Below are 22,506 nucleotides of genomic sequence, written 5' to 3'. Positions count from 1 at the left end.
CCGCATAATGCGGACCGGCCTTTTTCTATGGCGGGAGTTACCTTACACCACCATCCCCAGCAGCAGACAGCCTACCAGGCCGCACACGGAGATAATGGTTTCCAGCACCGACCAGGACCTGATGGTCTCGCCGATGGTCAGGTTAAAGTACTCTTTGAACAGCCAGAAGCCCGGATCGTTGACGTGAGAGAAGATAACGCTGCCGGAGCCAACGGCGATAACCATCAGTTCCGGGCTGACGCCGGTGGTGGCGATCAGCGGCGCGGCAATCCCGCCCGCGGTGATGGCGGCAACGGTCGCTGAACCCAGCGCGATACGCAGTACTGCGGCGATAGACCACGCCATAAACAGCGGAGACATGTTCGATTCGTGCATGATAGAGGCGATGTATTTATCCATGCCGCTATCCACCAGCACCTGTTTGAAGGCGCCGCCGCCGCCGATGATCAACAGCATCATCGCGATGATTTTAATAGAAGAAGTCAGGGTATCGTTGATCTGCTCCATGGAGCGGCCGCGGTTCAAACCGAAGGTGAACAGGGCGATCAGTACCGCAATCAGGGTGGCCATCACCGGGTCGCCGAAGAACTCAGCAATCGGCAGGAAGGCGTGGCCCTTCGGCAGGATCATCTCGGCCACGGCGCGCATCGCCATCAGGATCACCGGTACCAGCGAGGTCCAGACGCTGACGCCAAAGCCAGGCATCTCTTCTTCAGTGAATACTTTCGGGTTATGCAGGCCTTCCGGGATCGGCTTATCAATGCCTTTCAGGAAGCGCGCAAACACCGGCCCTGCCAGGATAACCGTCGGGATAGCCAGAATGGTACCGTAGAGCAGCGTTTTGCCCATATCGGCATGGAAGATGGTGGCAATCGCGGTCGGACCCGGGTGCGGCGGCAGGAAGCCGTGGGTGACGGAGAGCGCGGCAGCCATCGGGACACCGACGTACAGCAGCGGGATGCGGGCCGAGGCGGCGATGGTAAACACCAGCGGCAGCATCAGCACGAAGCCCACTTCATAGAACAGCGCGAAGCCGACGGTGAAGCCGGTCAGCACAACAGCCCACTGAATATGCTTCTTACCGAACTTATTGATAAGGGTGGTGGCGATACGCTGGGCGCCGCCGCAGTCTGCCAGCAGTTTACCGAGCATAGCGCCGAAGCCCATGATCAGCGCGAGGCTGCCGAGGGTGCCGCCAACGCCGTTCTTGATGGAGACGATCACTTTATCCAGCGGCATACCCTGCATTAATCCGACGGCGAGCGCCACCAGAACCAGCGCAATGAAGCCGTTCATTTTGAAACGGATCATTAACAGCAATAACAGGGCAACCCCGATAGCAACGATGATTAATGGCATGATTTACCTGGCCTTAATTTGTTATGGGTAACGTCAAAGTTTCAACCTGTAAGACATCTGCTCCATCAGGGAGCAAAATAGTCTGGCACCGTAAACACTTGCATTATCCTTACCCAGAGAAAGGATAGCTGGCTATTTTTTTGCCGGTGGTGCCTGAAGGGGATGATACGGGTAACATGTGAGGGTTGAGAATCACCTGACGGGGGAAAATGTTAAATATGAGACTTAAGTCATACTCTTTCCCCGGTTTTTGCCGGGCATTTAGCGGGAGATGTTGCGCGGTAACACAGAAAGGACCAGGGAGAGCCGGCGGCAGGTTGCCGCCGGAGAGAAAACTTAGTAGTAGGAGTGCTCGCCGCGCTGATGCTCGGTCAAATCGCGAACCCCTTTCAGCTCCGGAAACTCATTCAGCAGCTGTTTCTCAATGCCTTCTTTCAGGGTCACGTCGACCATCGAGCAGCCGTTGCATCCGCCGCCGAACTGCAGAATAGCCAGACCGTCGTCGGTGATTTCCATCAGCGACACGCGGCCGCCGTGGCCCGCCAGCTGCGGGTTAATCTGCGACTGCAGCAGGTATTCGACGCGCTCCATCAGCGGGGCATCGTCAGAGACTTTACGCATTTTAGCGTTCGGCGCTTTCAGCGTCAGCTGAGAGCCAAGCTGGTCAGTGACGAAATCGATTTCAGCGTCATCCAGATACGGCGCGCTGAGTTCATCGACATAGGCGGTCAGCTGTTCAAATTTCAGCGCCGTGTCGGTGTCTTCCACCGCATCCGGTGGGCAGTAAGATACGCCGCACTCAGCGTTTGGGGTGCCGGGATTAATCACAAATACGCGAATTTGCGTCCCTTCTTCCTGATTTGCCAGCAGTTTGGCAAAGTGCGCTTGTGCAGCATCGGAAATACGGATCATAGCGTTGGCCTAATAGTTGACTATTTTACTGGGTTATAATACGCCCATCAGCGGGGGTCTACAAGGTACGGCACAAACACCATACCTGAACCGTCGCGGCGCCGTTTCGCAAAAGCAGGCGGGATATCTCGGCGACGGTGCTGCCGGTCGTGACGACATCATCCACGATAGCGATATGGAGTCCCTGCACGGCAAATTCAAGCTGAAAGGCATTTTTCAGGTTCTGCCTGCGCAAACGGGCATTAAGCGAATGCTGAACGGCGCCGGCTCGCTGGCGCGTCAGACCATCGCGATGCCAAAAACATCCTCGCCAGCGGGCTAGCGGCCGGCACAGCTCGTCGCACTGATTATAACCTCGATGCCAGCGACGACGGCGCCACAGCGGTACGCCGACCATACCGTCCACCGGCGGCAAATCGTGCCGCTGCTTAAGGCGCAGCTGCAGCAGACGCGCCAGGGCGGGCCCCAGCTCCGGACGATGGTGAAACTTCAACTGCTGGACCAGACCGCTCAGCGGTGGGCGATAGTCGTTGACCGCCACCAGCCGATGCCAGGGAGGCGGCTTTTGCAGGCAGCGGCCGCAGGGGTGATGGGATGTCGCCGCCGGCAGGCCACACTGCGGGCAGAGCGGGGGGCAGGCGAGCAGGGCGCGGCTGCAACGAGAGCAGAACCCCCAGTGGGCGAGCGCCAGCGGCATTTGGCATAGCCAGCATAAGCTGTGTGCTGTTAGCATATTTGGCCTTCTGTCCAGTAAAAAAGAGAACGGTAACGGATGAACGACATCTGGTGGCAAACAATCGGCGAAGGTGATTGTCATCTTGTGCTGCTGCACGGCTGGGGGCTGAACGCTCAGGTATGGGATTGCATCACGCCGCAGCTGGCTTCGCATTTTACCCTCCACCTGGTGGACCTGCCGGGCTATGGCCGCAGCGGCGGATATGGGGCGATGTCGCTCGAGGCGATGGCGCAGCGGGTGCTGGAGCAGGCTCCTCCTCAGGCGGTGTGGCTGGGCTGGAGCCTGGGCGGGCTGGTGGCAAGCCAGGTGGCGATGATGCACCCGGAACGCGTGCAGGCGCTGGTGACGGTCGCGTCTTCCCCCTGTTTCGCGGCCCGTGACGACTGGCCCGGCATCAAGCCCGAGGTGCTGGCCGGGTTTCAGCAGCAGCTGAGCGAAGATTTCCAGCGCACCGTCGAGCGATTCCTCGCTCTGCAAACCATGGGCACAGAGAGCGCGCGTCAGGATGCGCGGGCGTTAAAGCAGGCGGTGCTCTCGCTGCCGATGCCTTCCGCCGAGGCGTTGAACGGCGGACTGGAGATCCTCAGAACGGTCGATCTGCGCCAGGCGCTGGTCGGGCTGCCGATGCCGTTGCTGCGGCTGTATGGTCGGCTGGACGGACTGGTGCCGCGCAAGATTGTTCCGCTGCTGGATAAGCTGTGGCCGGAAAGCGAGTCGATCCTCTTTGATAAGGCAGCGCATGCGCCGTTTGTTTCTCATCCCGCGGCCTTCTGCGAGCCGCTGCTGGCGTTGAAAAAGCGGCTGGGGTAATTTTTTTTGCCGTGCCATGGTAAAAGGGCCATTCCTAGCAATACTTAGGTTGTTACGGTGGTTGATTATTTCATTCCGCCACCGTGACCTACAATAACAACCTTATGGAGAGTAGAGGCTATGAAACTTGTTACAGGAATGGTTGCATCTCTGGTGATTGGCACCCTGTCGTTTGGCGCATTCGCTGCGAAAGAGATCCAAAAAGAAGACGTGGCGAAGATGAATTTGACCAAGGTCGGCAGCATCACGACCTCCAGGACGACGTCACCGATGGACGCTCGACGCGATCTGTCTAAAAAAGCGGATGAGCTGGGTGGGAAATACTTTGTGGTGATTGCCGGGCAGAAAAACGAAAAAACCGTTCACGCTAACGCTGACGTTTATAAATAATCCAGTCATAAAAAACGGGCCTGCTGGCCCGTTTTTCACTGATGTCTCACTCATTTACCTTGTTGCACGACCTGGCATGACTCCTTTCATCGCAGCGCCCACCACTCCTGCTGGCACGCCGCTTTCCCTTCAGGACAGCTTTTACAGCTGCCTGAGAGACAGCCCTCGCTCGTTTCGCTGATCCGTACCACCTTACCCATGGCTTCCATCCGTTCCAGCATCGCGTCAATCAGCGGCTGAGGCGTCCGCAGGCGGGCGCTGAGCTGTTTCGCCTCCATGCGGCCCTGCAGGGCCAGCATATCGCGGACTTCCATTAACGACGCCACAGACCCTCCTTAGTGGCAATCGCCAGCCGGGCTGGAACAGCAGGAGGCCGGCGTTTTTCGGGTGGCCAGCAGCGAGACATCCACCCGGCTGCGCGCCCGGCGCAGCAGGCCGAAGAGCACCACGTTGAACAACACCACCGCCAGGATACACACCAGGCTGTAGCGCGGGTGGTCGCTAAAGCTGACGGTCTGGTAGTAGAGCGTCGAGAGCGAATAGGCGATATTCAGCCCCCACAGGATGGAGAAGGTCATCCAGCCACGGCTCGATTCGCGGGCGATGGCGCCCATCACCGAGATGCAGGGGATATAGAGCAGGACGAAGATCAGGTAGCTGTATGCCGCCGCCGCGCTGCCAAATTTACTGCCCATCACGCCCATGGCGCCGGTGGCCATTTCGCCATCGCCTTTGCTGGCTTCGATGGGGTTGGCCAGGACGCTGAGGCTGAAGGTGTCTTTCAGTCCCTGCCATGTCTCGTCGACGGCGGCGAGCAGTTCTTCGCCGAGGCTGAAGGTCTGCGGATTGAATTCCTCATTCTGGATATCTTCGGCGGTATAGAGCGTGTTCAGCGTACCGACCACCACCTCCTTCGCCATCGCGCCGGTAAACAGGCCGACGGTGGCCTGCCAGTTATCTTCATGCACGCCGATCGGTTTAAATACCGGCGTAATGACCCGGCTCACCGAGGCCAGCGCGGAGTCGTTGATGTTGTCGACGACCTTACCGCTCAGCGAGAAGCTGTTCAGCGCGCTGAGGAAAATGCTGACAATGACGATCACCTTCCCGGCGCGCAGCACAAAGCCTTTCAGGCGCTGCCAGGTCTGGATAATCAGGCTCTTGATGTGCGGGACGTGGTACACCGGCAGCTCCATCACGAACGGCGAGGCTTCACCGCGCATAATGGTGTGCTTTAGCATCAGGCCGGTGAGAATGGCCATCACAATGCCCAGCACGTAGAGTGAGAAGACCGCCAGCGCACCGTTCTGACCAAAGAACGCGGCCGCGAAGACAGCGAAGATCGCCAGCCGCGCGCCGCAGGACATAAACGGCGCCATCATAATGGTCATCAGACGCTCGCGCGGCGCGTCAAGGGTGCGGGCGCCCATCACCGACGGCACGTTGCAGCCGAAACCGACAATCAACGGGACAAAGGATTTCCCCGGCAGGCCGAGGGCTTGCATCAGGCGGTCCATCACAAAGGCGGCGCGCGCCATGTAGCCGGAGTCCTCAAGGAAGGAGAGGAACAGATACATCATGCCGATCTGCGGCACCAGCGGCAGCACGGTGTTGATACCGCCGCCGATCCCCTGGGCGAGGAAGACGGTCAGCCAGTCCGGGAAGTGCAGGGTGTAGCCCAGCCATTGAATACCGTGAATAAAGACCGCGACTGAGCCGGCATCGAAAATCGGCTGCAGCGCGCCGCCGATGTTGATCGCCAGCAGGAACATCAGGTACATGACAAAGAGAAAAATCGGCAACCCGAGGAAGCGGTTAAGGATCACTTTGTCCATTGCCGCGGTGAAGCGGCTTGGCTCGGCGGTCAGGGTGTTGCTGACGGCGTCGCAAACGGCGGCGATGGTCTGATAGCGCGCGTCTGCGATATGCAACGCCGGGTCGTCGATCTCGTCGCTGAGATTCGCCAGAGCAATATCCAGTTTATCGGCGGCGTCGCCGGCATAGGCCCGGCTGTAGATATCGCCCTCCAGCATCTGCAGACCCAGCCAGCGCCGCTGCCGGGTCGGGATCTGCGCTGACATTTGCTGCGCCAGCAGGTCAGCTTCGCGCAGCAACGGCTGCGGATAGTGAACCAGCTCAATATCGCTGTTCGCCTGATGACGGTCGAGGGCAATCTTCAGCGCTTCGATCCCACGTCCGCGGGTCGAGACCAGCGGAATGACCGGACAGCCGAGACGGGCGGCGAGGGCGTCGATATCAATTCGCACCTGTTGCTTTTCGGCGATATCCAGCATGTTCAGCGCGACGACGCAGGGGATCCCCAGCTCAAGCAGCTGCAGCGTCAGATAGAGGTTTCGCTCGAGGTTGGAGGCATCGACCACGTTAATCAGCACGTCGGCGTCGCCGCTCAGGATGTAGTGGCAGGCAATCTGCTCGTCCAGCGAGGTCTGTGAGGAGATAGTGGTCAGGGAGTAGGTCCCCGGGAGGTCGACCAGCGTGACCTGGTGGTCAGTGGTGGCGAAAACCCCCTCTTTACGCTCAACGGTGACCCCGGCCCAGTTGCCTACGCGCTGGCGGGCGCCGGTCAGCTGATTAAATAAGGTGGTCTTGCCGGAATTAGGATTACCAATTAAACCAACGGTTAATTTTTTCATATTTCACACTCTTGTGCCGGCCAGCCGTTATTGTGCAACCGCTTCCAGTTCGATTAAGGCGAGATCTTTTTTGCGTAATACCAGACTGACGCGTCGGGTTTCAATATGAACAGGATCGCCGAGCGGCGCTACGCGAACCACATGAAAAGAGGAACCGGGCAGCATGCCGAGGGAAAGCAATTTCTGACGGTATGCTGGGCTAATATCGCGGGAGAATCCGGTAATTTTCCACGCACTATCAGGTGTGAATTGCATAGGGCCTACTTGTGTATCGCTAACCGAAGAAGAATTGACCGGGCGTCTGGGACAACCGCGCCGGGGACCGTAGCCAACGAAAAAGGAAAAAGCGTACTGAAAATGATGATAATGAGAATGGTTTTTATCATCAATACATATGATGCGCTAAACGCTATTTTTATTGCGAAAATCACCTTTTTTTTGATATGACGCAAAGTCCGGCTGTAATCAAAAATGCGCGAAATATTATTTCGTCGGTTTAATGTTTAATTAAGGTTTCTTAAGTTAACGAAATGAAAATAATAATTTCGCTGTCTTTCCTGGACGGAATTAATGCAGGCTATCAGAAATGACTGAACCCGTTTTGCGCGTAATGGCGGTCGTATCGCCAGGGTATGAAAAATAAAAACTGCCCCTGAACAGGGGCAGGGAGAGATTAGCGTTTTTTACCCATTGCCGCGGCCAGGGCATCCATCATCGCGCTGTTACCGGCAGGCTGTGCCTCGCGACCGCGGGGTTTGGCGGCTTTCGCGGCCGGGCGGTTACCCTGCGGGCGATCCTGACCGCCGCCGCGGCGGACGTTGCTGTCGCCTGGCTGCTCGTCGAGACGCATGGTCAGGGCGATACGTTTACGTGGCAGATCGACTTCCATGACCTTCACCTTCACGATGTCGCCCGCTTTGACCACGGTGTGTGGATCTTCAACAAACCGGTCAGAAAGCGACGAAATGTGAACCAGTCCGTCCTGATGGACACCGATATCGACAAACGCGCCGAAGTTGGTGACGTTGGTGACGGCGCCTTCCAGGATCATCCCCGGCAGCAGATCGTTCATGGTCTCTACACCATCAGCGAATTTCGCCGTCTTAAACTCCGGACGCGGATCGCGGCCCGGTTTTTCCAGCTCTTTGATAATGTCGGTGACGGTCGGAACACCGAACTTCTCATCGGTGAAATCCGCGGCCTTCAGATGACGCAGTTCGCTGCTGTTGCCCATCAGATCTTTCAGCGCCTGCTGGGTGGCGGCCAGAATGCGTTCGACCACCGGATAGGCTTCCGGGTGCACGGTGGAGGCGTCCAGCGGGTTATCGCCATGGTTGATACGCAGGAAGCCCGCACACTGTTCAAAGGCTTTCGGCCCCAGACGGCTGACTTTCAGCAACTGCTGGCGATTCTGGAACTGGCCGTTCTCGTCGCGCCAGGTGACGATATTCTGCGCCATCATGCGGGTCAGGCCGGCGACGCGAGTCAGCAGCGGAACGGAGGCGGTATTCAGGTCAACGCCGACGGCGTTCACGCAGTCTTCTACCACCGCGTCCAGCTTACGCGCCAGCTGGGTCTGGCTAACATCGTGCTGATACTGGCCGACGCCAATCGATTTCGGGTCGATTTTCACCAGCTCGGCCAGAGGATCCTGCAGACGACGGGCGATGGAGACCGCGCCACGCAGCGACACGTCGAGGTCCGGGAACTCCAGCGCCGCCAGTTCGGAGGCGGAGTAAACGGAAGCGCCCGCTTCGCTGACAATCACCTTCTGGGCGGTGACTTTCGGGAACTGTTTCTGCACGTCGAGGAAGAAACGCTCGGTTTCACGCGACGCGGTACCGTTGCCGATAGCCACCAGCTCAACGTTGTACTTTTCACACAGCGCGGCAACCGCCACCGCCGCTTTAGCGGCCTGCCCGGTATGCGGGTAGATGGTATCGGTAGCCACCAGCTTGCCGGTACCGTCAACGACGGCGACTTTAACGCCGGTGCGCAGGCCTGGATCGAGCCCCATGGTGGCGCGTAGCCCGGCGGGCGCCGCCATCAGCAGGTCGTGCAGGTTACGGGCGAAGACATTGATGGCTTCGTCCTCCGCGCGTTCGCGCACGGTGCCCATCAGCTCGGTTTCGAGATGCATCAGGACTTTGATGCGCCAGGTCCAGCTGACGACTCCTTTACGCCAGCTGTCCGCCGGGGCGTTGTTCAGGCGCAGGCCAAGGTGGTCGATAATAATTTGCTCGCCGTGGCTCTCTTTCGGCGGCTCGTCAAACTGCGGATCGGCGTTTAAAGAGAGCTGCAGCACGCCTTCGTTGCGACCGCGGAACATCGCCAGCGCGCGGTGCGATGGCACGGTGGCGATCGGTTCATGGTGATCGAAGTAGTCGCGGAATTTGGCGCCTTCCTCTTCTTTGCCGCTAACGACGGTGGAAACCAGGTGCGCGTTTTTCCACAGATAGTCACGGACCTTAGCCAGCAGCGCGGCGTCTTCGGCAAACCGCTCCATCAGAATATAGCGCGCGCCGTCCAGCGCCGCTTTGCTGTCGGCGATGCCGTTGTCAGCGTTGATGTATTTTGCCGCCTCCGCTTCCGGCTCGTGGGCCGGTTCGTTCCACAGCAGCTCAGCCAGCGGCTCCAGCCCGGCTTCGATGGCGATCTGTCCGCGGGTACGACGCTTCGGCTTGTATGGCAGGTAGAGGTCTTCCAGTTCAGTTTTGCTGAGCGTGGTGGTGATGGCTTTTTCCAGCGCGTCGGTCAGTTTGCCCTGTTCACCGATGGATTTGAGGATCGCCTGACGACGGTCTTCGAGTTCGCGCAGATAGCCGAGGCGGGTTTCCAGATTACGCAGCTGCGTGTCATCCAGACCGCCGGTGACTTCTTTACGATAACGTGCAATAAACGGCACGGTGTTCCCTTCATCAAGCAGGCGAACGGCAGCTTCTACCTGTTCGGCTCTGGCCTGAAGTTCACCCGCAATAATGCGGCAGAGCGAATCATTCATCATGGCTTTTAATTCATCTTTAGGGTCAAAAATCAGGGACTAGTTATACGGACTGACGGCTGAAAATGCCAGCCGCGCCCGGTGTCTCTCGGAAAGTTCTTGTCTATTTTACGTATTCGATCTCGTTGACATACCAGCTGGCTTCGCCCGCCGGCGTGTTCACGATAGCCAGATCGCCGACCTCTTTTTTCAATAAGGCGCGCGCCATTGGCGAGTCGATGGAGATGTAGTCTTTGCGGCCAAAAATCTCATCGTAGCCGACGATGCGAAAGCGTTTGGTGTCACCCTCGTCGTTTTCGATCTCTACCCAGGCGCCGAAGAAGACTTTGCCTTCCTGCTGCGGGGAATAATCGACTATCTTTAACTGCTCCAGACATTTGGTCAGATAGCGGACCCGGCGGTCGATCTCCCGCAGGCGCTTTTTGTTGTACTGGTAGTCCGCGTTCTCGCTGCGGTCGCCAAGGCTGGCGGCCCAGGTCACCTTTTTGGTCACTTCCGGGCGCTCCTGGCGCCACAGGTAGTCCATTTCCTGCTTCAGTTTTTCATATCCCTCGCGGGTGATCAGCGGCGTTTTCATCGTGAGTTCAACCTTCTGACAGTCTGTCGTTGCGCACAATTTGTAGCGCGTAATAATACCGACAGGATAAATACTGTGTCTTATGATTAAATGTATACTTAACCTGCTGTTAAATATGCTTTGTAACAATTTAGCCTGGAATGTATACCAGATTTAGCTGGTGAGCGCGCCGGGCTTTTTTGAGAATACGCACTGACTATTGCAGTGAACCTTTGGGAGTACAAACAATGCAAGAGAATTATAAGATTCTGGTTGTGGATGACGACATGCGCCTGCGTGCGCTGCTCGAACGTTATCTGACCGAGCAGGGCTTCCAGGTTCGTAGCGTGGCGAACGCCGAACAGATGGATCGTCTGTTAACCCGTGAATCCTTCCACCTGATGGTGCTGGATCTGATGCTGCCTGGGGAAGATGGTCTCTCGATTTGCCGCCGTCTGCGCAGTCAGAGCAACCCGATGCCGATCATTATGGTGACGGCGAAAGGTGAAGAGGTCGATCGGATCGTTGGCCTGGAGATCGGTGCCGACGACTACATTCCAAAGCCGTTCAACCCGCGTGAACTGCTGGCCCGCATCCGGGCGGTACTGCGCCGTCAGGCGAACGAACTGCCGGGCGCGCCATCGCAGGAAGAGGCGGTTATCGCCTTTGGTAAATTCAAGCTGAACCTGGGCACCCGCGAGATGTTCCGTGAAGACGAGCCGATGCCATTGACCAGTGGTGAATTCGCGGTCCTGAAAGCATTGGTCAGCCATCCTCGCGAACCGCTGTCGCGCGATAAGCTGATGAACCTCGCCCGTGGGCGTGAATATTCAGCGATGGAGCGCTCCATCGACGTACAGATCTCCCGCCTGCGCCGCATGGTGGAAGAGGACCCGGCGCATCCGCGCTATATCCAGACCGTCTGGGGTCTGGGCTACGTCTTCGTCCCGGACGGCTCTAAGGCATGAAACGCGTGCGCTTTTCGCCGCGCAGCTCCTTTGCTCGCACGCTGCTCCTGATCGTCACCTTGCTGTTCGTCAGCCTGGTGACGACCTATCTGGTGGTACTGAATTTCGCGATCCTGCCGAGTCTCCAGCAGTTTAATAAAGTGTTGGCCTACGAAGTGCGTATGCTGATGACCGACAAACTGCAACTGGAGGATGGCACCCAGCTGGTGGTGCCCCCGGCGTTCCGTCGTGAAATTTATCGTGAGCTGGGGATTTCGCTCTATTCCAATGAAGCGGCGGAAGACGCAGGCCTGCGCTGGGCGCAGCATTATGAATTCTTAAGCCAGCAGATGGCGCATCAGCTCGGCGGCCCCACTGAGGTGCGGGTGGAGGTCAATAAAAGCTCCCCCGTGGTGTGGCTGAAGACCTGGCTGTCGCCCAATATCTGGGTGCGGGTACCGCTGACCGAGATCCATCAGGGCGACTTCTCGCCGCTGTTCCGCTATACCCTGGCGATCATGCTGTTGGCGATAGGCGGCGCCTGGCTGTTTATCCGTATTCAGAACCGTCCGCTGGTAGATCTCGAACACGCGGCGCTGCAGGTCGGGCGCGGTATTATCCCGCCGCCGCTGCGTGAGTACGGCGCCTCTGAGGTGCGCTCTGTGACCCGCGCCTTTAACCATATGGCCGCGGGTGTGAAGCAGCTGGCTGACGACCGTACGCTGCTGATGGCCGGGGTCAGCCACGATTTACGTACTCCGCTGACGCGCATTCGTCTGGCCACCGAGATGATGGGCGAGCAGGACGGCTATCTCGCGGAGTCGATCAACAAAGATATCGAAGAGTGCAACGCCATCATCGAGCAGTTTATCGACTATCTGCGCACCGGGCAGGAGATGCCGATGGAGCTGGCGGACCTCAATGCCGTGCTGGGCGAAGTGATCGCTGCAGAGAGCGGCTATGAACGTGAGATCGCCACCGCCCTGCAGGCTGGTGAAATCCCGGTACGCATGCACCCGCTTTCTATCAAGCGCGCGCTGGCGAATATGGTGGTGAATGCGGCTCGCTATGGCAATGGCTGGATCAAGGTCAGCAGCGGCAGCGAAGCGAGCCGGGCCTGGTTCCAGGTGGAAGATGACGGGCCGGGGATCAAACCTGAGCAGCGCGAACATCTGTTCCAGCCGTTTGTGCGCGGCGATAGCGCCCGCAGTACCAGCGGCACCGGGCTGGGGCTGGCGATTGTTCAGCGTATTATCGACAATCATAATGGCCGGCTGGAGATTGGCTCCAGCGAACGCGGCGGATTACTGATCCGCGCCTGGCTGCCGGTGCACCGGATGCTGGCGCCGATGAAACCCACCAAAGAGAGCTGAGTGCGGCCGAGGTTGGCCAATCAGGACGTTGCACAACAAAAAGCCGGGCAAGCCCGGCTTTTTCACCTCTGCGCCCGTTAGCGCTGCGGTCCTGCCGCGACCAGCGCGGCACCCGCTGGCGTATCGGTATATTTCTCAAAGTTCTCAATGAACAGCTTCGCCAGCTGGTCGGCTTTTTCCTGCCATTGCTCCGGGGAACCATAGGTGCTGCGCGGATCGAGGATCTGGGTATCCACGCCCGGGAGCGCCGTTGGGATCTGCAGGTTAAACATCGGCAGGGTAAAGGTCTCCGCGTTGTCCAGCGAGCCATTGAGGATGGCGTCGATGATGGCGCGGGTATCTTTAATCGAGATGCGCTTGCCGGTGCCGTTCCAGCCGGTATTGACCAGATAAGCCTGCGCGCCAGCCGCCTGCATGCGTTTGACCAGCACTTCGGCGTATTGCGTCGGGTGCAGCGACAGGAAGGCTGCGCCAAAGCAGGCGGAGAAGGTTGGCGTGGGCTCGGTCACACCGCGCTCGGTACCGGCTAGCTTGGCGGTAAATCCGGACAGGAAATGGTACTGCGTCTGATCGGCGGTCAGGCGGGAGACCGGCGGCAGTACGCCGAACGCATCGGCTGTCAGGAAGATCACTTTGGTGGCATGGCCGGCTTTGGAAACCGGTTTAACAATGTTGTCGATATGGTCGATGGGGTAGGAGACGCGGGTATTTTCGGTCTTCGAACCGTCATCGAAATCGATCGTGCCATCGGCGCGCACCACCACGTTTTCCAGCAGGGCATTGCGGCGGATGGCGTGATAGATATCTGGCTCGGCCGCTTCAGAGAGCTTGATGGTCTTGGCGTAGCAGCCCCCTTCGAAGTTAAACACGCCGTCGTCATCCCAGCCATGTTCGTCATCGCCAATCAGGCGGCGTTTCGGATCGGTGGAGAGGGTGGTTTTGCCGGTGCCTGAGAGGCCGAAGAAAATGGCGACATCGCCTTTCTCGCCGACGTTGGCTGAGCAGTGCATGGAGGCGATGCCCTTCAGCGGCAGCAGGTAGTTCATGATCGAGAACATCCCTTTCTTCATTTCGCCGCCGTACCATGTGCCGCCGATCAGCTGGATGCGCTCGGTGAGGTTGAAGGCAATGAAGTTTTCCGAGTTCAGACCTTGCTCTTTCCACTGCGGGTTGGTGCACTTCGCGCCGTTCATCACGATGAAGTCGGGCTTGAAGTCTGCCAGCTCTTCGTCGCTCGGGCGGATGAACATGTTTTTAACGAAGTGCGCCTGCCAGGCCACTTCGGTAATAAAGCGCACGCTGAGACGGGTATCGGCGTTGGCGCCACAGAAGGCGTCGACGATAAACAGGCGTTTACCAGACAACTGCTGGGTGACCAGTCCTTTCAGATGTTGCCATGTTTCCTGTGAAAGCGGCTTGTTGTCGTTTTTCCCTTTGCCTTTATCAGACCACCAAACGGTATCGCGGGTGGTGTCGTCGCGAACGAGGTACTTATCTTTCGGAGAACGACCGGTAAAAATGCCCGTGTCGACGGCGATAGCACCCAGACTGGTTAATACGCCACGTTCGTAACCTTCCAGGCTGGGGTCGAGCTCTTCCTGAAACAACATATCGTAGCTGGGATTGTGGACGATATCCTGAACGTCATTGATACCATAAGCCTTGAGATCCTGCGGGGTTAAACCATGATTAACGCGCATGTCACTGCTCCTTAGCCAAGATGTACTGCTGTAAATTGTAGGGTTTATTACCGGGTATTGACCGCGACCAGGCTCATAGATTTACGTATCTCGACATTCCTCAGAATGACGAAAAAAACGGTGACTCCTGTCACGAAGTGAAGTGGATTATCTCAGGAAATGGGCGGATATTGGGGGTAGATGTTTATTAATGGTTAAAAAGTAATTAAAAAAACTGCTGAAATGTGAATGTAATCGCTTTCCTGGAATAAAATTACGTAACTCTTTCAGCGAAAATCGATTCAACTCGTGAATAAATGGAAGTCAGGCACAGCGCGATGAACAACATCGCCGCCCTGTGCCTGTGGAAGACGCGGGGATTAATGGACCTGCGGGTCGGCCGGAGAGGCGTTATTACGGATCTCGGCAATATCCATGGCATTGAAGATATAGTGGCTACCGCAGTAGTCGCAGTGCATATCAATCTCGCCCTCATCAGCGAGGATGCTATCTATCTCTTCATCCGGCAGAGTCTTCAGCGCGCCAGCGCAGCGTTCACGAGAGCAGGTGCACTTGAATTCGACGCTCTGAGGCTCGTAGACCGTGACCTCTTCCTCATGGTACAGACGCCACAGCACATCGTTCGCCGGCAGGGTGAACAGCTCTTCCGCCTTGATGGTCTCGGTGAGCGTCGCCAGGTGTTCGAAGTCGGCAGTCTGGGCATCCTGCGCCGGCATCACCTGCAGCAGCATCCCGCCGGCCATCGGCTGGCCTTCATGTTCCCCGGTGCGAATGATTAGGCGTGTCGGCAGCTGCTCTGAACGCTGGAAGTAATCTTCCAGGCAGGCGGCCAGCGTATCGCCTTCCAGACCGACCACACCCTGATAACGCTCACCCTCTTTCGGGGAGATGGTAATGACCAGATAGCCGTTGCCAACCATCGTTTTCAGATCTGCATCGTCCGCAATATCACCCTGCACGCGCGCGACGCCGCGCAGCTGCTGCTGGTTATTGCCGTTGATCACCGCCAGCTGTAAAGGACCATCGCCCTGCAGCTGAACGGTAATGTCGCCAGCAAACTTCAGCGTTGCGGTCAGCAGGCTGGTGGCGACCAGCAGTTCCGCCAGCACCGTTTTCACCGGCTGCGGATAGGTGTGATTCGCCAGAATCTGTTCCAGGGTTTCCGACACCGTCACCAGCTCGCCGCGTACGGCATAGTTTTCAAACAGATAACGATGTAATTGATCGTGTTGAGTCATAATCATCTCTCTTTCTGGCGCGAGTTACTCACTCTCGCCGTGTTTAAATCTCATCAGGTCGCGGCGTTCTTTCTTGTCCGGACGTCTGTCAGGGTGCGGCATGGTCAGGGCGTTCATTTTGCGCGCCAGGGCCACTTTTTCACGCTTTTCGATACTTTCCGCCGTCTCTTCATACAGGGCGACAGCTTCACTTGCCGGGCGGCGCTGCTCGGTGATACCGACGATTCGTACCGTACGCTCGTCGTTGCCCTGTCGCAGCGTCAGCATGGCGTCCAGTTCGACAATTTTCCCGGGCTTGCTGCGTTGTCCGTTGTAATGCACCTTGCCGCCTTCAATCATCTCCCGCGCCAGCGCGCGGGTTTTGTAAAAGCGAGCGGCCCAAAGCCATTTGTCCAGTCTGACGGTTTCACTGGGCTTCTCTTTCATCGCCTCTCCTTCGGGGTAAGCGAAGGGATCAGTCGCCGGTAATCATTCAGCCCCGGATGGCGCAGATACTGCTTTTCCGCCAGCCCGGAGTCGGGATTGGTAATGCCCAGGCAGTAACGAATGCCAAATTCCCTCGCGGCATCCAGAATCGCCTCGCTGTCGTCGACAAACAGCGTTTTACGCGCCTCAAGACCGGTCTCCTCCGCTACGGCGCGCCACAGGCGCTGATCCTCTTTCGGATAACCAAATGTGTGGGTGGAAAGTAATAAATCAAGGTGCGCATCCAAGCCGGTATGTTTGAGCTTCACCGCCAGATTGTGGGGATGGGCATTGGTCAACAGAATGCGTCGCTTACCGCAGGCCTTGAGCGCATCAAGGAACGGCACCGTATCCTCGCGCAGCGTGGCGCGCGGACCCTGTTCACTGGTCATCGCACAAATATCCAAACCCAGGCGCTCGCTCCAGTAATCCAGACAATACCAGTTTAGCGTATGCTGCACGGCGTGATACTCCTGGCGCATGGCATCTTTCGCCTCCTGCAGATTGAGGCCGCGGGCGGCTCCCCAGGTTTCAGGCACCAGCGTTTGCCAGAAATAGTTGTCGAAAGCGAGGTCCAGGAGCGTGCCGTCCATATCCAGCAGAACGGTATCAACCTCCTGCCAGGCGATATCAAAATGCATGATGACTCTCCAGCGAGCAGAAAATGGGCGACAGGGTATCATACCCCGTCGCCGGGGAAATTAATCTTGCGGGTCAGACGCGGGGAGCAGCACCGGGTTCAGGCAGCTTTCGTAATATTTCTGAATCTCTTCCATACGCTGGCGATGGCGTTGATAACGACGCAGCGCCTGTACGCCGTGGTAAGCCATGCATCCCAGCATCGACAACAGCAGCAGCGTAATGCCCAGATAGCGCCACAGCCCGCTGCGATCAGGGATGCGATGCAGGTTGATATGCTGGGTGCTGTTGGCGTCGGTGAACAGGTTGGTGACGATCCCTTCGGCGTGGAAAGGGGTATGCATGAGCATACCGGCCAGCCGCCGCAGCTCGCTCCACTGCTCGTGTGCCGGATAATCATACAGGCTCACCGCCGGCCACGGCTGATTGACCAGCACGTTGCCCTCATCGCTGGCGATTAAGAAACCGCCGGGCGCCGGGCTGTTTAGCGCCTGCGCGGCTCGCGAGGTTTCACGCATCACAAAGGGGGCGGTGGAGGTGGTCACCAGATTCTCCAGCGACTCCGCGCTGACCGGGCGCAGCAGCACGTTCACGCCATCCAGTTTCCCGGCGGTGGCGCGCTTGGTCAGCGCCTCCCAGTTACGGGTATTTCCGAGGTTGACCAGCGCATTCTTCAGGCGCAGGCAGTCATCCTTTGCCGAGCAGAGATCGTTGGTTTTCAGGACGATATCGCCGAAATCATCCAGCAGCACCATGCCTGATTTCTGTATAGCGGAACGCAACGCCGGGCTGACGCGGGAGTCATCGTCGGTTTCCGGATGCAGCTGCCGCTGGACGGATTGCATCAGGGCGGTCGCTTTGCTGACAATATCAGACTCCGGCAGCGGCAGAGGAGGGGCATCGTTCCATACAATCTGTGAACAATCGAAAGGCAGGAACGGCGAATCCTCTTTGGCCGACCAGCTACCCGGCGTGCGGATATTACACATCCCGGTGCCTGTCAGACGCAGCGTATCACCAATGCGCACATGGGCTTTCGCCAGCTGGTCGACGGTAGTCGCTTCAATCGTCTGGGCGCCCTTCAACCACGACAGGGTGAACTTAAACGGCATATTCAGCGGTACGCTGGCCCACAGCATGACCACCACCACCAGGGCGCCGGCGGCGATAATCGCGCTGCGCAGCCAGTACTGTAGCGGGAAGTTTTTCACTTCATCATGGAGCGACAGGTAGCGTCCCTGGCGGGCCACGTGGCGGTTGAGATAGATATCAATATCGGTCTGCTGCCCCAGGTCCTGCGCGATCCACGGCTGCCAGTGGCGCGGATAGATGAGATCGATAATGCCCAGTGAGATGTTATTGATATGCTCTTGATCGTTTTCGCCAAACAGTCCCCAGCGCTTGGGGACGCCCCGCAGGCAGTGAATTTCGCGCAGCGCGGCGCGGCGCGGTGGGGCATAGATCCCCCAGATGCCGGCGGCGAGAAGCAATACACCCGCGGCCACCAGCCAGGGGGTAAAGACGGCTGGCCCAATCAGGCTGAAATAAAAGAACAGGAAGGAGGCGACGATCAGGATCGCTTCGCGTAGTCCATCCGGCCGGTTCAGCGCGTGTTCTTCCGGGCTTTCCCGACGGATTTGCCGCAGCTCAACCTGCTCACTTTCTTCGCCGCGAATGGAGGCCTGGGTGGCCGATGCGCGTTCCAGGGCGTAGCTTTGCGCTTCCTGGCGATAGTCGCTCAGGGTATGACCGTTGAGCGTGATGACCAGCGGCAGGCTGTCGGTGGGGATCAGCTCGACGCTGTTTTCGTCGTTAATATGCTGTTCCCAGAATGGCGGCAGATGGACTTCCACCGAATCGAGGAAGTAGCGCCATTTGTTCGGCGCGTCGGTGGTGATCCCGTAGCGAGTAATGGCTCGCGTCACGGCGTAGACAGTATCACTCTGTTCGTTCAGCGCCAGAACAATGGGCGCCGTTGTTGCGCCGGACGCCGGGACCTGCAGGGCGCGGCTGAGCTCCGCAAGATACTTTTCGATAGCCTGACGCTCATCGGCAGGAAGCGGCCGCGTGGTCGCGTCGCTAAAGGCGTGCAGTAGAGGAAGGCGTCGACGTCTGGCGTGAGAGCGATACCACCATCCGATGAGCAATACGCAGATTAGCAGAGCTGTAAGGAAAATCAGAAAGGTGCCCATGCCCATCCCATCATAGTTATTTTTTTCTTACGATATCGTCGGTGAACGTCAATACTAACGTCAAGCTGCAGTGTTAGCGGCGCACCTGGTTACAGGGTAGTGAATATGTCATGCAGCAACGTATAAGCTTACCAAAAACGTTAATGCGCAGAAATCGGTAAATTCTCAAACAGAATTCAAGCTATTGACTTTTTTATCTTTATTACTTTCCCCTTTGCCGGTAAAAGGTTACAACTCTGTAAATAAGTAGCGATTTGGATTGCCGAAAGCGTGTTGCGTATCGCACAATGACTGCTTAATCACAGCATAGACCGATGACAATGAGCAAATCATTACAAAAACCCACCATTCTCAATGTTGAAACCGTCGCCCGTTCGCGCCTCTTTAATGTCGAAAGCGTCGATCTGGAATTCAGCAACGGTGTGCGTCGCGTTTATGAACGTATGCGGCCGTCTACCCGTGAAGCGGTGATGATTGTACCGATTGTTGATGATCACATTATTTTGATTCGCGAGTATGCCGTCGGCACGGAATCCTACGAGCTGGGTTTCTCCAAAGGGCTGATTGACCCGGGTGAAACGGTGGATGAAGCAGCCAACCGCGAGTTGAAAGAAGAGGTTGGCTTTGGCGCCAATAAGCTGACGTTTCTGAAGAAGCTCAGTATGGCCCCCTCCTACTTCTCCAGCAAAATGAATATTCTGGTGGCGGAAGACCTTTATCCTGAGTCGCTGCCGGGCGATGAGCCCGAACCGCTGCCGCAGGTGCGCTGGCCGCTGGCGCAGTTGATGTCGCTGCTGGATGAAGAAGATTTTAACGAGGCTCGTAACGTCAGCGCGCTGTTTTTAGTGCGCGAATGGCTGCTGGCTCAGGGCCGACTCTGAGAGAAAGCGCGCCGTTAGTAGCAATAAAAAAGCGCCCGCAGGCGCTTTTTTTGTCAGAACAGTTCGTGGGTTTCACCACCGCCGTCAGTCAGGGTGGTGCCCACCTCATGGACCGCCTGCTGCGTGGGTTGGGTTCCTTCAATGAAGTATTCCGCACGACTGTTGCCTCCGTTCGCCAGCTGACCGGTGCTGCGGTCAATATTCACCGTGACGATACCTGGCGGCGGGGTTAATGGTTCTTCCGGCACCCCCTCCAGCACGCTTTTCATAAAGCTGTCCCAGGCCGGCTGGGCACTTTTAGCACCGCCCTCATAGCCGGAGATCTGATCTTTAATCGCCCCGGAGGCGGTGGTGCGGCCAAGATCGCGACGATGATCGTCAAAGCCGATCCATACCGAGGTCACCACACCCGGCCCGTAGCCTGAGAACCAGGCATCCTTCGAGCTGTTGGTGGTCCCGGTCTTCCCGCCGATGTCATGCCGCTGCAGATCGCGTCCGGCGCGCCAGCCGGTTCCCATCCAGCCCGGCTCGCCAAAGATGTTGCTGTTCAGCGCGCTTTTGATCAGGAACGACAGGGGCGTATTAATCACATGCGGCGCGTATTCCTGGGCGCCGCTCTGCGCGATCAGCGACTGGTTGGCCTGCTCCAGCTGCGGCTGCGGCGGCACGTTGCCATTCTGCGGTTCCGTCGAGGTGGCAACATCTTCCACATCTTTGTTTTCCAGCACGTTGGATTTTGGCGTATCGCCGTAAATCACCGGTAAGTCGCACTGCGGGCAGGCGATCTTCGGACGCTCTTCGAAGAGAACGCCGCCCTGATCATTCTCAATCTTACTGATAAAGAACGGATTGACCAGGAAGCCGCCATTGGCCATCACCGAATATCCGCGGGCAACCTGCATAGGGGTAAAGGAGGCAGAACCCAGGGCCAGCGACTCGGTATGGACAATGTTTTGCGCCGGGAAGCCAAAGCGCTGCAGATACTCGGCGGCATAGTCGACGCCCATGGCACGCATAGCGCGCACCATCACCACGTTTTTCGACTGTCCAAGCCCCTGGCGTAAACGAATCGGACCGGCATACTGCGGCGGCGAGTTCTTCGGTCGCCAGTCGGAGCCTGCGCCCGCATCCCAGCGCGAGATCGGCACATCGTTAAGCATGCTTGCCAGCGTTAAGCCTTTATCCATCGCGGCGGTATAGAGGAACGGCTTAATGTTGGAGCCGACCTGACGCAGTGCCTGAGTGGCACGGTTGAACTTGCTCTGGTTAAAGTCAAACCCGCCGACGAGAGCAATAATCGCGCCGTTTTGCGGATTAATGGAGACCAGCGCTGAGTTGACGTCCGGGACCTGCGACAGCCACCAGCTGTCACCCACTTTACGAACCCAGATCTGCTGCCCGGCCTGCAGGACGTCGTTGACCTTACGCGGCGTCGCTCCCTGCTGCGTGTCAGAGATAAAGCGACGGGCCCAGCGTACGCCATCCATCGTCAGAGAAACCGAGTCGCCGTTAGCCAATAGCGCGACGGCCTCCTGGGCATTCGCGGCAGTGACCACTGCGGGCGAAAGCGGGCCGAAGCCAGGCTGGCGCTTCAGCGAGTCGACGATCTTCTTCGTCTCCCACGGCGTTTCACCGACTTTCCACAGCACGCTGGCCGGGCCGCGGTAGCCGTGACGCATATCGTAATCCAGCACGTTATTGCGTACCGCCTGCTGGGCTGCCTGCTGGTTCTTGCGGGTAATGGTGGTGTAAACCCGGTAGCCATCTTCATAGGCTTGTTCGCCGTAGCGATTCACCATCTCCTGGCGCACCATTTCGCTCAGATAAGGGGCGGAAAAGGCGATTTTCGGGGCGTGATAGCTGGCGTCGATCGCTTCGCTGCGCGCCTGATCGTATTGTGCCTGGGTGATATACCCCTCGCTTAACATACGTGACAGCACCACGTTGCGGCGGGCTGTCGCGCGATCCATCGAGTAGAGCGGGTTAAAGGTGGAAGGGGCTTTCGGCAGGCCGGCAATCACCGCCATCTCACTCAGGGTCAGCTGGTCGATAGGCTTGCCAAAATAGACCTGCGCCGCGGCGCCGACGCCATAGGCGCGGTAGCCGAGGTAGATCTTGTTCAGATACAGCTCAAGGATTTCATCTTTGTTCAGCAACTGCTCGATGCGGATGGCCAGAAAGGCCTCTTTAATCTTACGCATCAACGTCTTCTCGGGGCTGAGGAAGAAGTTACGTGCTAACTGCTGGGTGATGGTACTGGCGCCCTGGGAGGCGTGGCCTGAAAACATCGCCACGCTGGCAGCGCGGAAAATACCCACCGGATCGACGCCGTGATGCTCATAGAAACGGCTGTCTTCGGTAGCGATAAACGCTTTTACCAGCTCGGGGGGAATTTGCTGCAACGTCACAGGGATACGGCGTTTTTCGCCATATTGCGCGATAAGCTCACCGTCGGCGCTATAGACCTGCATCGGGATCTGCAAACGCACATCCTTCAGGGTTGCGACATCAGGGAGTTGCGGCTCTATGTATTTGTAGAGGCCAAAAATCGAGCCTGCTCCCAGCAGTACGCAACAGACTGCAAGGATCAATAGATACTTTACGAACTTCACCGGTGTTTTCCCATTTAGTTTTATTTGGGCAGTTTATAAAC

The 22,506-nt window shown here is 57.6% G+C and carries 19 protein-coding genes; 5 read left to right on the top strand and 14 right to left on the bottom strand.

Features of this window, described 5'->3' with window-relative positions; genetic code table 11:
* Positions 1–42: 42 nt before the first annotated feature.
* The 3 genes from gntT to gntX form a co-directional block, all read right to left on the bottom strand.
* Entirely contained in the window at positions 43–1,359 is a 1,317-nt protein-coding gene (gene gntT, locus CWM57_RS18675; RefSeq protein WP_008806999.1) for a gluconate transporter, read from the bottom strand.
* A gap of 336 nt (positions 1,360–1,695) precedes the next feature.
* On the bottom strand, positions 1,696–2,271 hold the full coding sequence (gene nfuA, locus CWM57_RS18670; RefSeq protein WP_061153097.1) for a Fe-S biogenesis protein NfuA: 576 nt from the start codon (positions 2,269–2,271) through the stop codon (positions 1,696–1,698).
* Positions 2,272–2,329: 58 nt separating this feature from the next.
* A complete protein-coding gene (gene gntX, locus CWM57_RS18665) occupies positions 2,330–3,004 on the bottom strand; it encodes a DNA utilization protein GntX (RefSeq protein ID WP_074387053.1) in 675 nt (224 codons plus the stop codon).
* A 39-nt stretch (positions 3,005–3,043) separates the two neighbouring features.
* Between gntX and bioH the strand changes: the two genes are divergently transcribed.
* Positions 3,044–3,817: a pimeloyl-ACP methyl ester esterase BioH gene (gene bioH / locus CWM57_RS18660; protein WP_074387054.1), complete on the top strand. Its 774-nt coding sequence runs from the start codon at positions 3,044–3,046 to the stop codon at positions 3,815–3,817.
* A gap of 120 nt (positions 3,818–3,937) precedes the next feature.
* Complete coding sequence (locus tag CWM57_RS18655; RefSeq protein WP_002920510.1) at positions 3,938–4,207, top strand: YdgH/BhsA/McbA-like domain containing protein; 270 nt, start codon at positions 3,938–3,940, stop codon at positions 4,205–4,207.
* Between the two features lie 86 nt (positions 4,208–4,293).
* Here CWM57_RS18655 and feoC read toward each other — a convergent pair whose 3' ends face one another.
* The 5 genes from feoC to greB form a co-directional block, all read right to left on the bottom strand.
* Positions 4,294–4,533 carry a [Fe-S]-dependent transcriptional repressor FeoC gene (feoC, locus tag CWM57_RS18650; protein ID WP_004202151.1) on the bottom strand — a complete coding sequence of 80 codons (240 nt, stop codon included), beginning with the start codon at positions 4,531–4,533 and terminating at the stop codon, positions 4,294–4,296.
* 9 nt (positions 4,534–4,542) lie between these two features.
* Positions 4,543–6,861 (bottom strand): Fe(2+) transporter permease subunit FeoB, encoded by a 2,319-nt coding sequence (gene feoB / locus CWM57_RS18645; protein ID WP_100676293.1) that lies wholly within the window; start codon positions 6,859–6,861, stop codon positions 4,543–4,545.
* A gap of 27 nt (positions 6,862–6,888) precedes the next feature.
* Complete coding sequence (gene feoA, locus CWM57_RS18640; RefSeq protein ID WP_002920506.1) at positions 6,889–7,116, bottom strand: ferrous iron transporter A; 228 nt, start codon at positions 7,114–7,116, stop codon at positions 6,889–6,891.
* A gap of 418 nt (positions 7,117–7,534) precedes the next feature.
* Positions 7,535–9,865 (bottom strand): Tex family protein, encoded by a 2,331-nt coding sequence (locus CWM57_RS18635; RefSeq protein WP_100631035.1) that lies wholly within the window; start codon positions 9,863–9,865, stop codon positions 7,535–7,537.
* Positions 9,866–9,965: 100 nt separating this feature from the next.
* Positions 9,966–10,439 carry a transcription elongation factor GreB gene (greB, locus tag CWM57_RS18630; protein ID WP_008807004.1) on the bottom strand — a complete coding sequence of 158 codons (474 nt, stop codon included), beginning with the start codon at positions 10,437–10,439 and terminating at the stop codon, positions 9,966–9,968.
* 227 nt (positions 10,440–10,666) lie between these two features.
* Here greB and ompR point away from each other — a divergent pair, with 227 nt between their 5' ends.
* Positions 10,667–11,386 (top strand): two-component system response regulator OmpR, encoded by a 720-nt coding sequence (gene ompR, locus CWM57_RS18625; protein WP_001157751.1) that lies wholly within the window; start codon positions 10,667–10,669, stop codon positions 11,384–11,386.
* Positions 11,383–12,738, top strand: a complete 1,356-nt coding sequence (gene envZ / locus CWM57_RS18620; RefSeq protein ID WP_008807005.1) for a two-component system sensor histidine kinase EnvZ — start codon at positions 11,383–11,385, stop codon at positions 12,736–12,738. Before ompR ends, envZ begins: the two co-directional genes overlap by 4 nt.
* A gap of 77 nt (positions 12,739–12,815) precedes the next feature.
* Here envZ and pckA read toward each other — a convergent pair whose 3' ends face one another.
* The 5 genes from pckA to CWM57_RS18595 form a co-directional block, all read right to left on the bottom strand.
* On the bottom strand, positions 12,816–14,438 hold the full coding sequence (gene pckA, locus CWM57_RS18615; RefSeq protein WP_100676292.1) for a phosphoenolpyruvate carboxykinase (ATP): 1,623 nt from the start codon (positions 14,436–14,438) through the stop codon (positions 12,816–12,818).
* Between the two features lie 359 nt (positions 14,439–14,797).
* Positions 14,798–15,682: an Hsp33 family molecular chaperone HslO gene (hslO, locus tag CWM57_RS18610; RefSeq protein WP_162676854.1), complete on the bottom strand. Its 885-nt coding sequence runs from the start codon at positions 15,680–15,682 to the stop codon at positions 14,798–14,800.
* 18 nt (positions 15,683–15,700) lie between these two features.
* Positions 15,701–16,102, bottom strand: coding sequence for a ribosome-associated heat shock protein Hsp15 (hslR, locus tag CWM57_RS18605; RefSeq protein ID WP_008807008.1), 402 nt, complete (start codon positions 16,100–16,102; stop codon positions 15,701–15,703).
* On the bottom strand, positions 16,099–16,782 hold the full coding sequence (yrfG, locus tag CWM57_RS18600) for a GMP/IMP nucleotidase (RefSeq protein WP_074387058.1): 684 nt from the start codon (positions 16,780–16,782) through the stop codon (positions 16,099–16,101). The genes hslR and yrfG overlap by 4 nt, the downstream gene beginning before the upstream one ends.
* 60 nt (positions 16,783–16,842) lie before the next feature.
* The gene (locus CWM57_RS18595; RefSeq protein WP_074387059.1) at positions 16,843–18,972 is read right to left on the bottom strand and encodes an intracellular growth attenuator family protein; all 2,130 of its coding nucleotides are present in this window, start codon (positions 18,970–18,972) and stop codon (positions 16,843–16,845) included.
* Between the two features lie 320 nt (positions 18,973–19,292).
* Here CWM57_RS18595 and nudE point away from each other — a divergent pair, with 320 nt between their 5' ends.
* Positions 19,293–19,853 (top strand): ADP compounds hydrolase NudE, encoded by a 561-nt coding sequence (gene nudE, locus CWM57_RS18590; protein WP_012967138.1) that lies wholly within the window; start codon positions 19,293–19,295, stop codon positions 19,851–19,853.
* Between the two features lie 53 nt (positions 19,854–19,906).
* Here nudE and mrcA read toward each other — a convergent pair whose 3' ends face one another.
* Positions 19,907–22,465, bottom strand: a complete 2,559-nt coding sequence (mrcA, locus tag CWM57_RS18585; protein WP_100676291.1) for a peptidoglycan glycosyltransferase/peptidoglycan DD-transpeptidase MrcA — start codon at positions 22,463–22,465, stop codon at positions 19,907–19,909.
* Positions 22,466–22,506: the final 41 nt, after the last annotated feature.

The sequence above is a fragment of the Klebsiella sp. G-Nf4 genome (assembly GCF_002810615.1).
Classification (GTDB): Bacteria; Pseudomonadota; Gammaproteobacteria; order Enterobacterales; family Enterobacteriaceae; genus Klebsiella; species Klebsiella variicola.
Note: the sequence above shows the minus strand (reverse complement) of the source record. Positions and strands in the feature narration are given on the sequence as shown.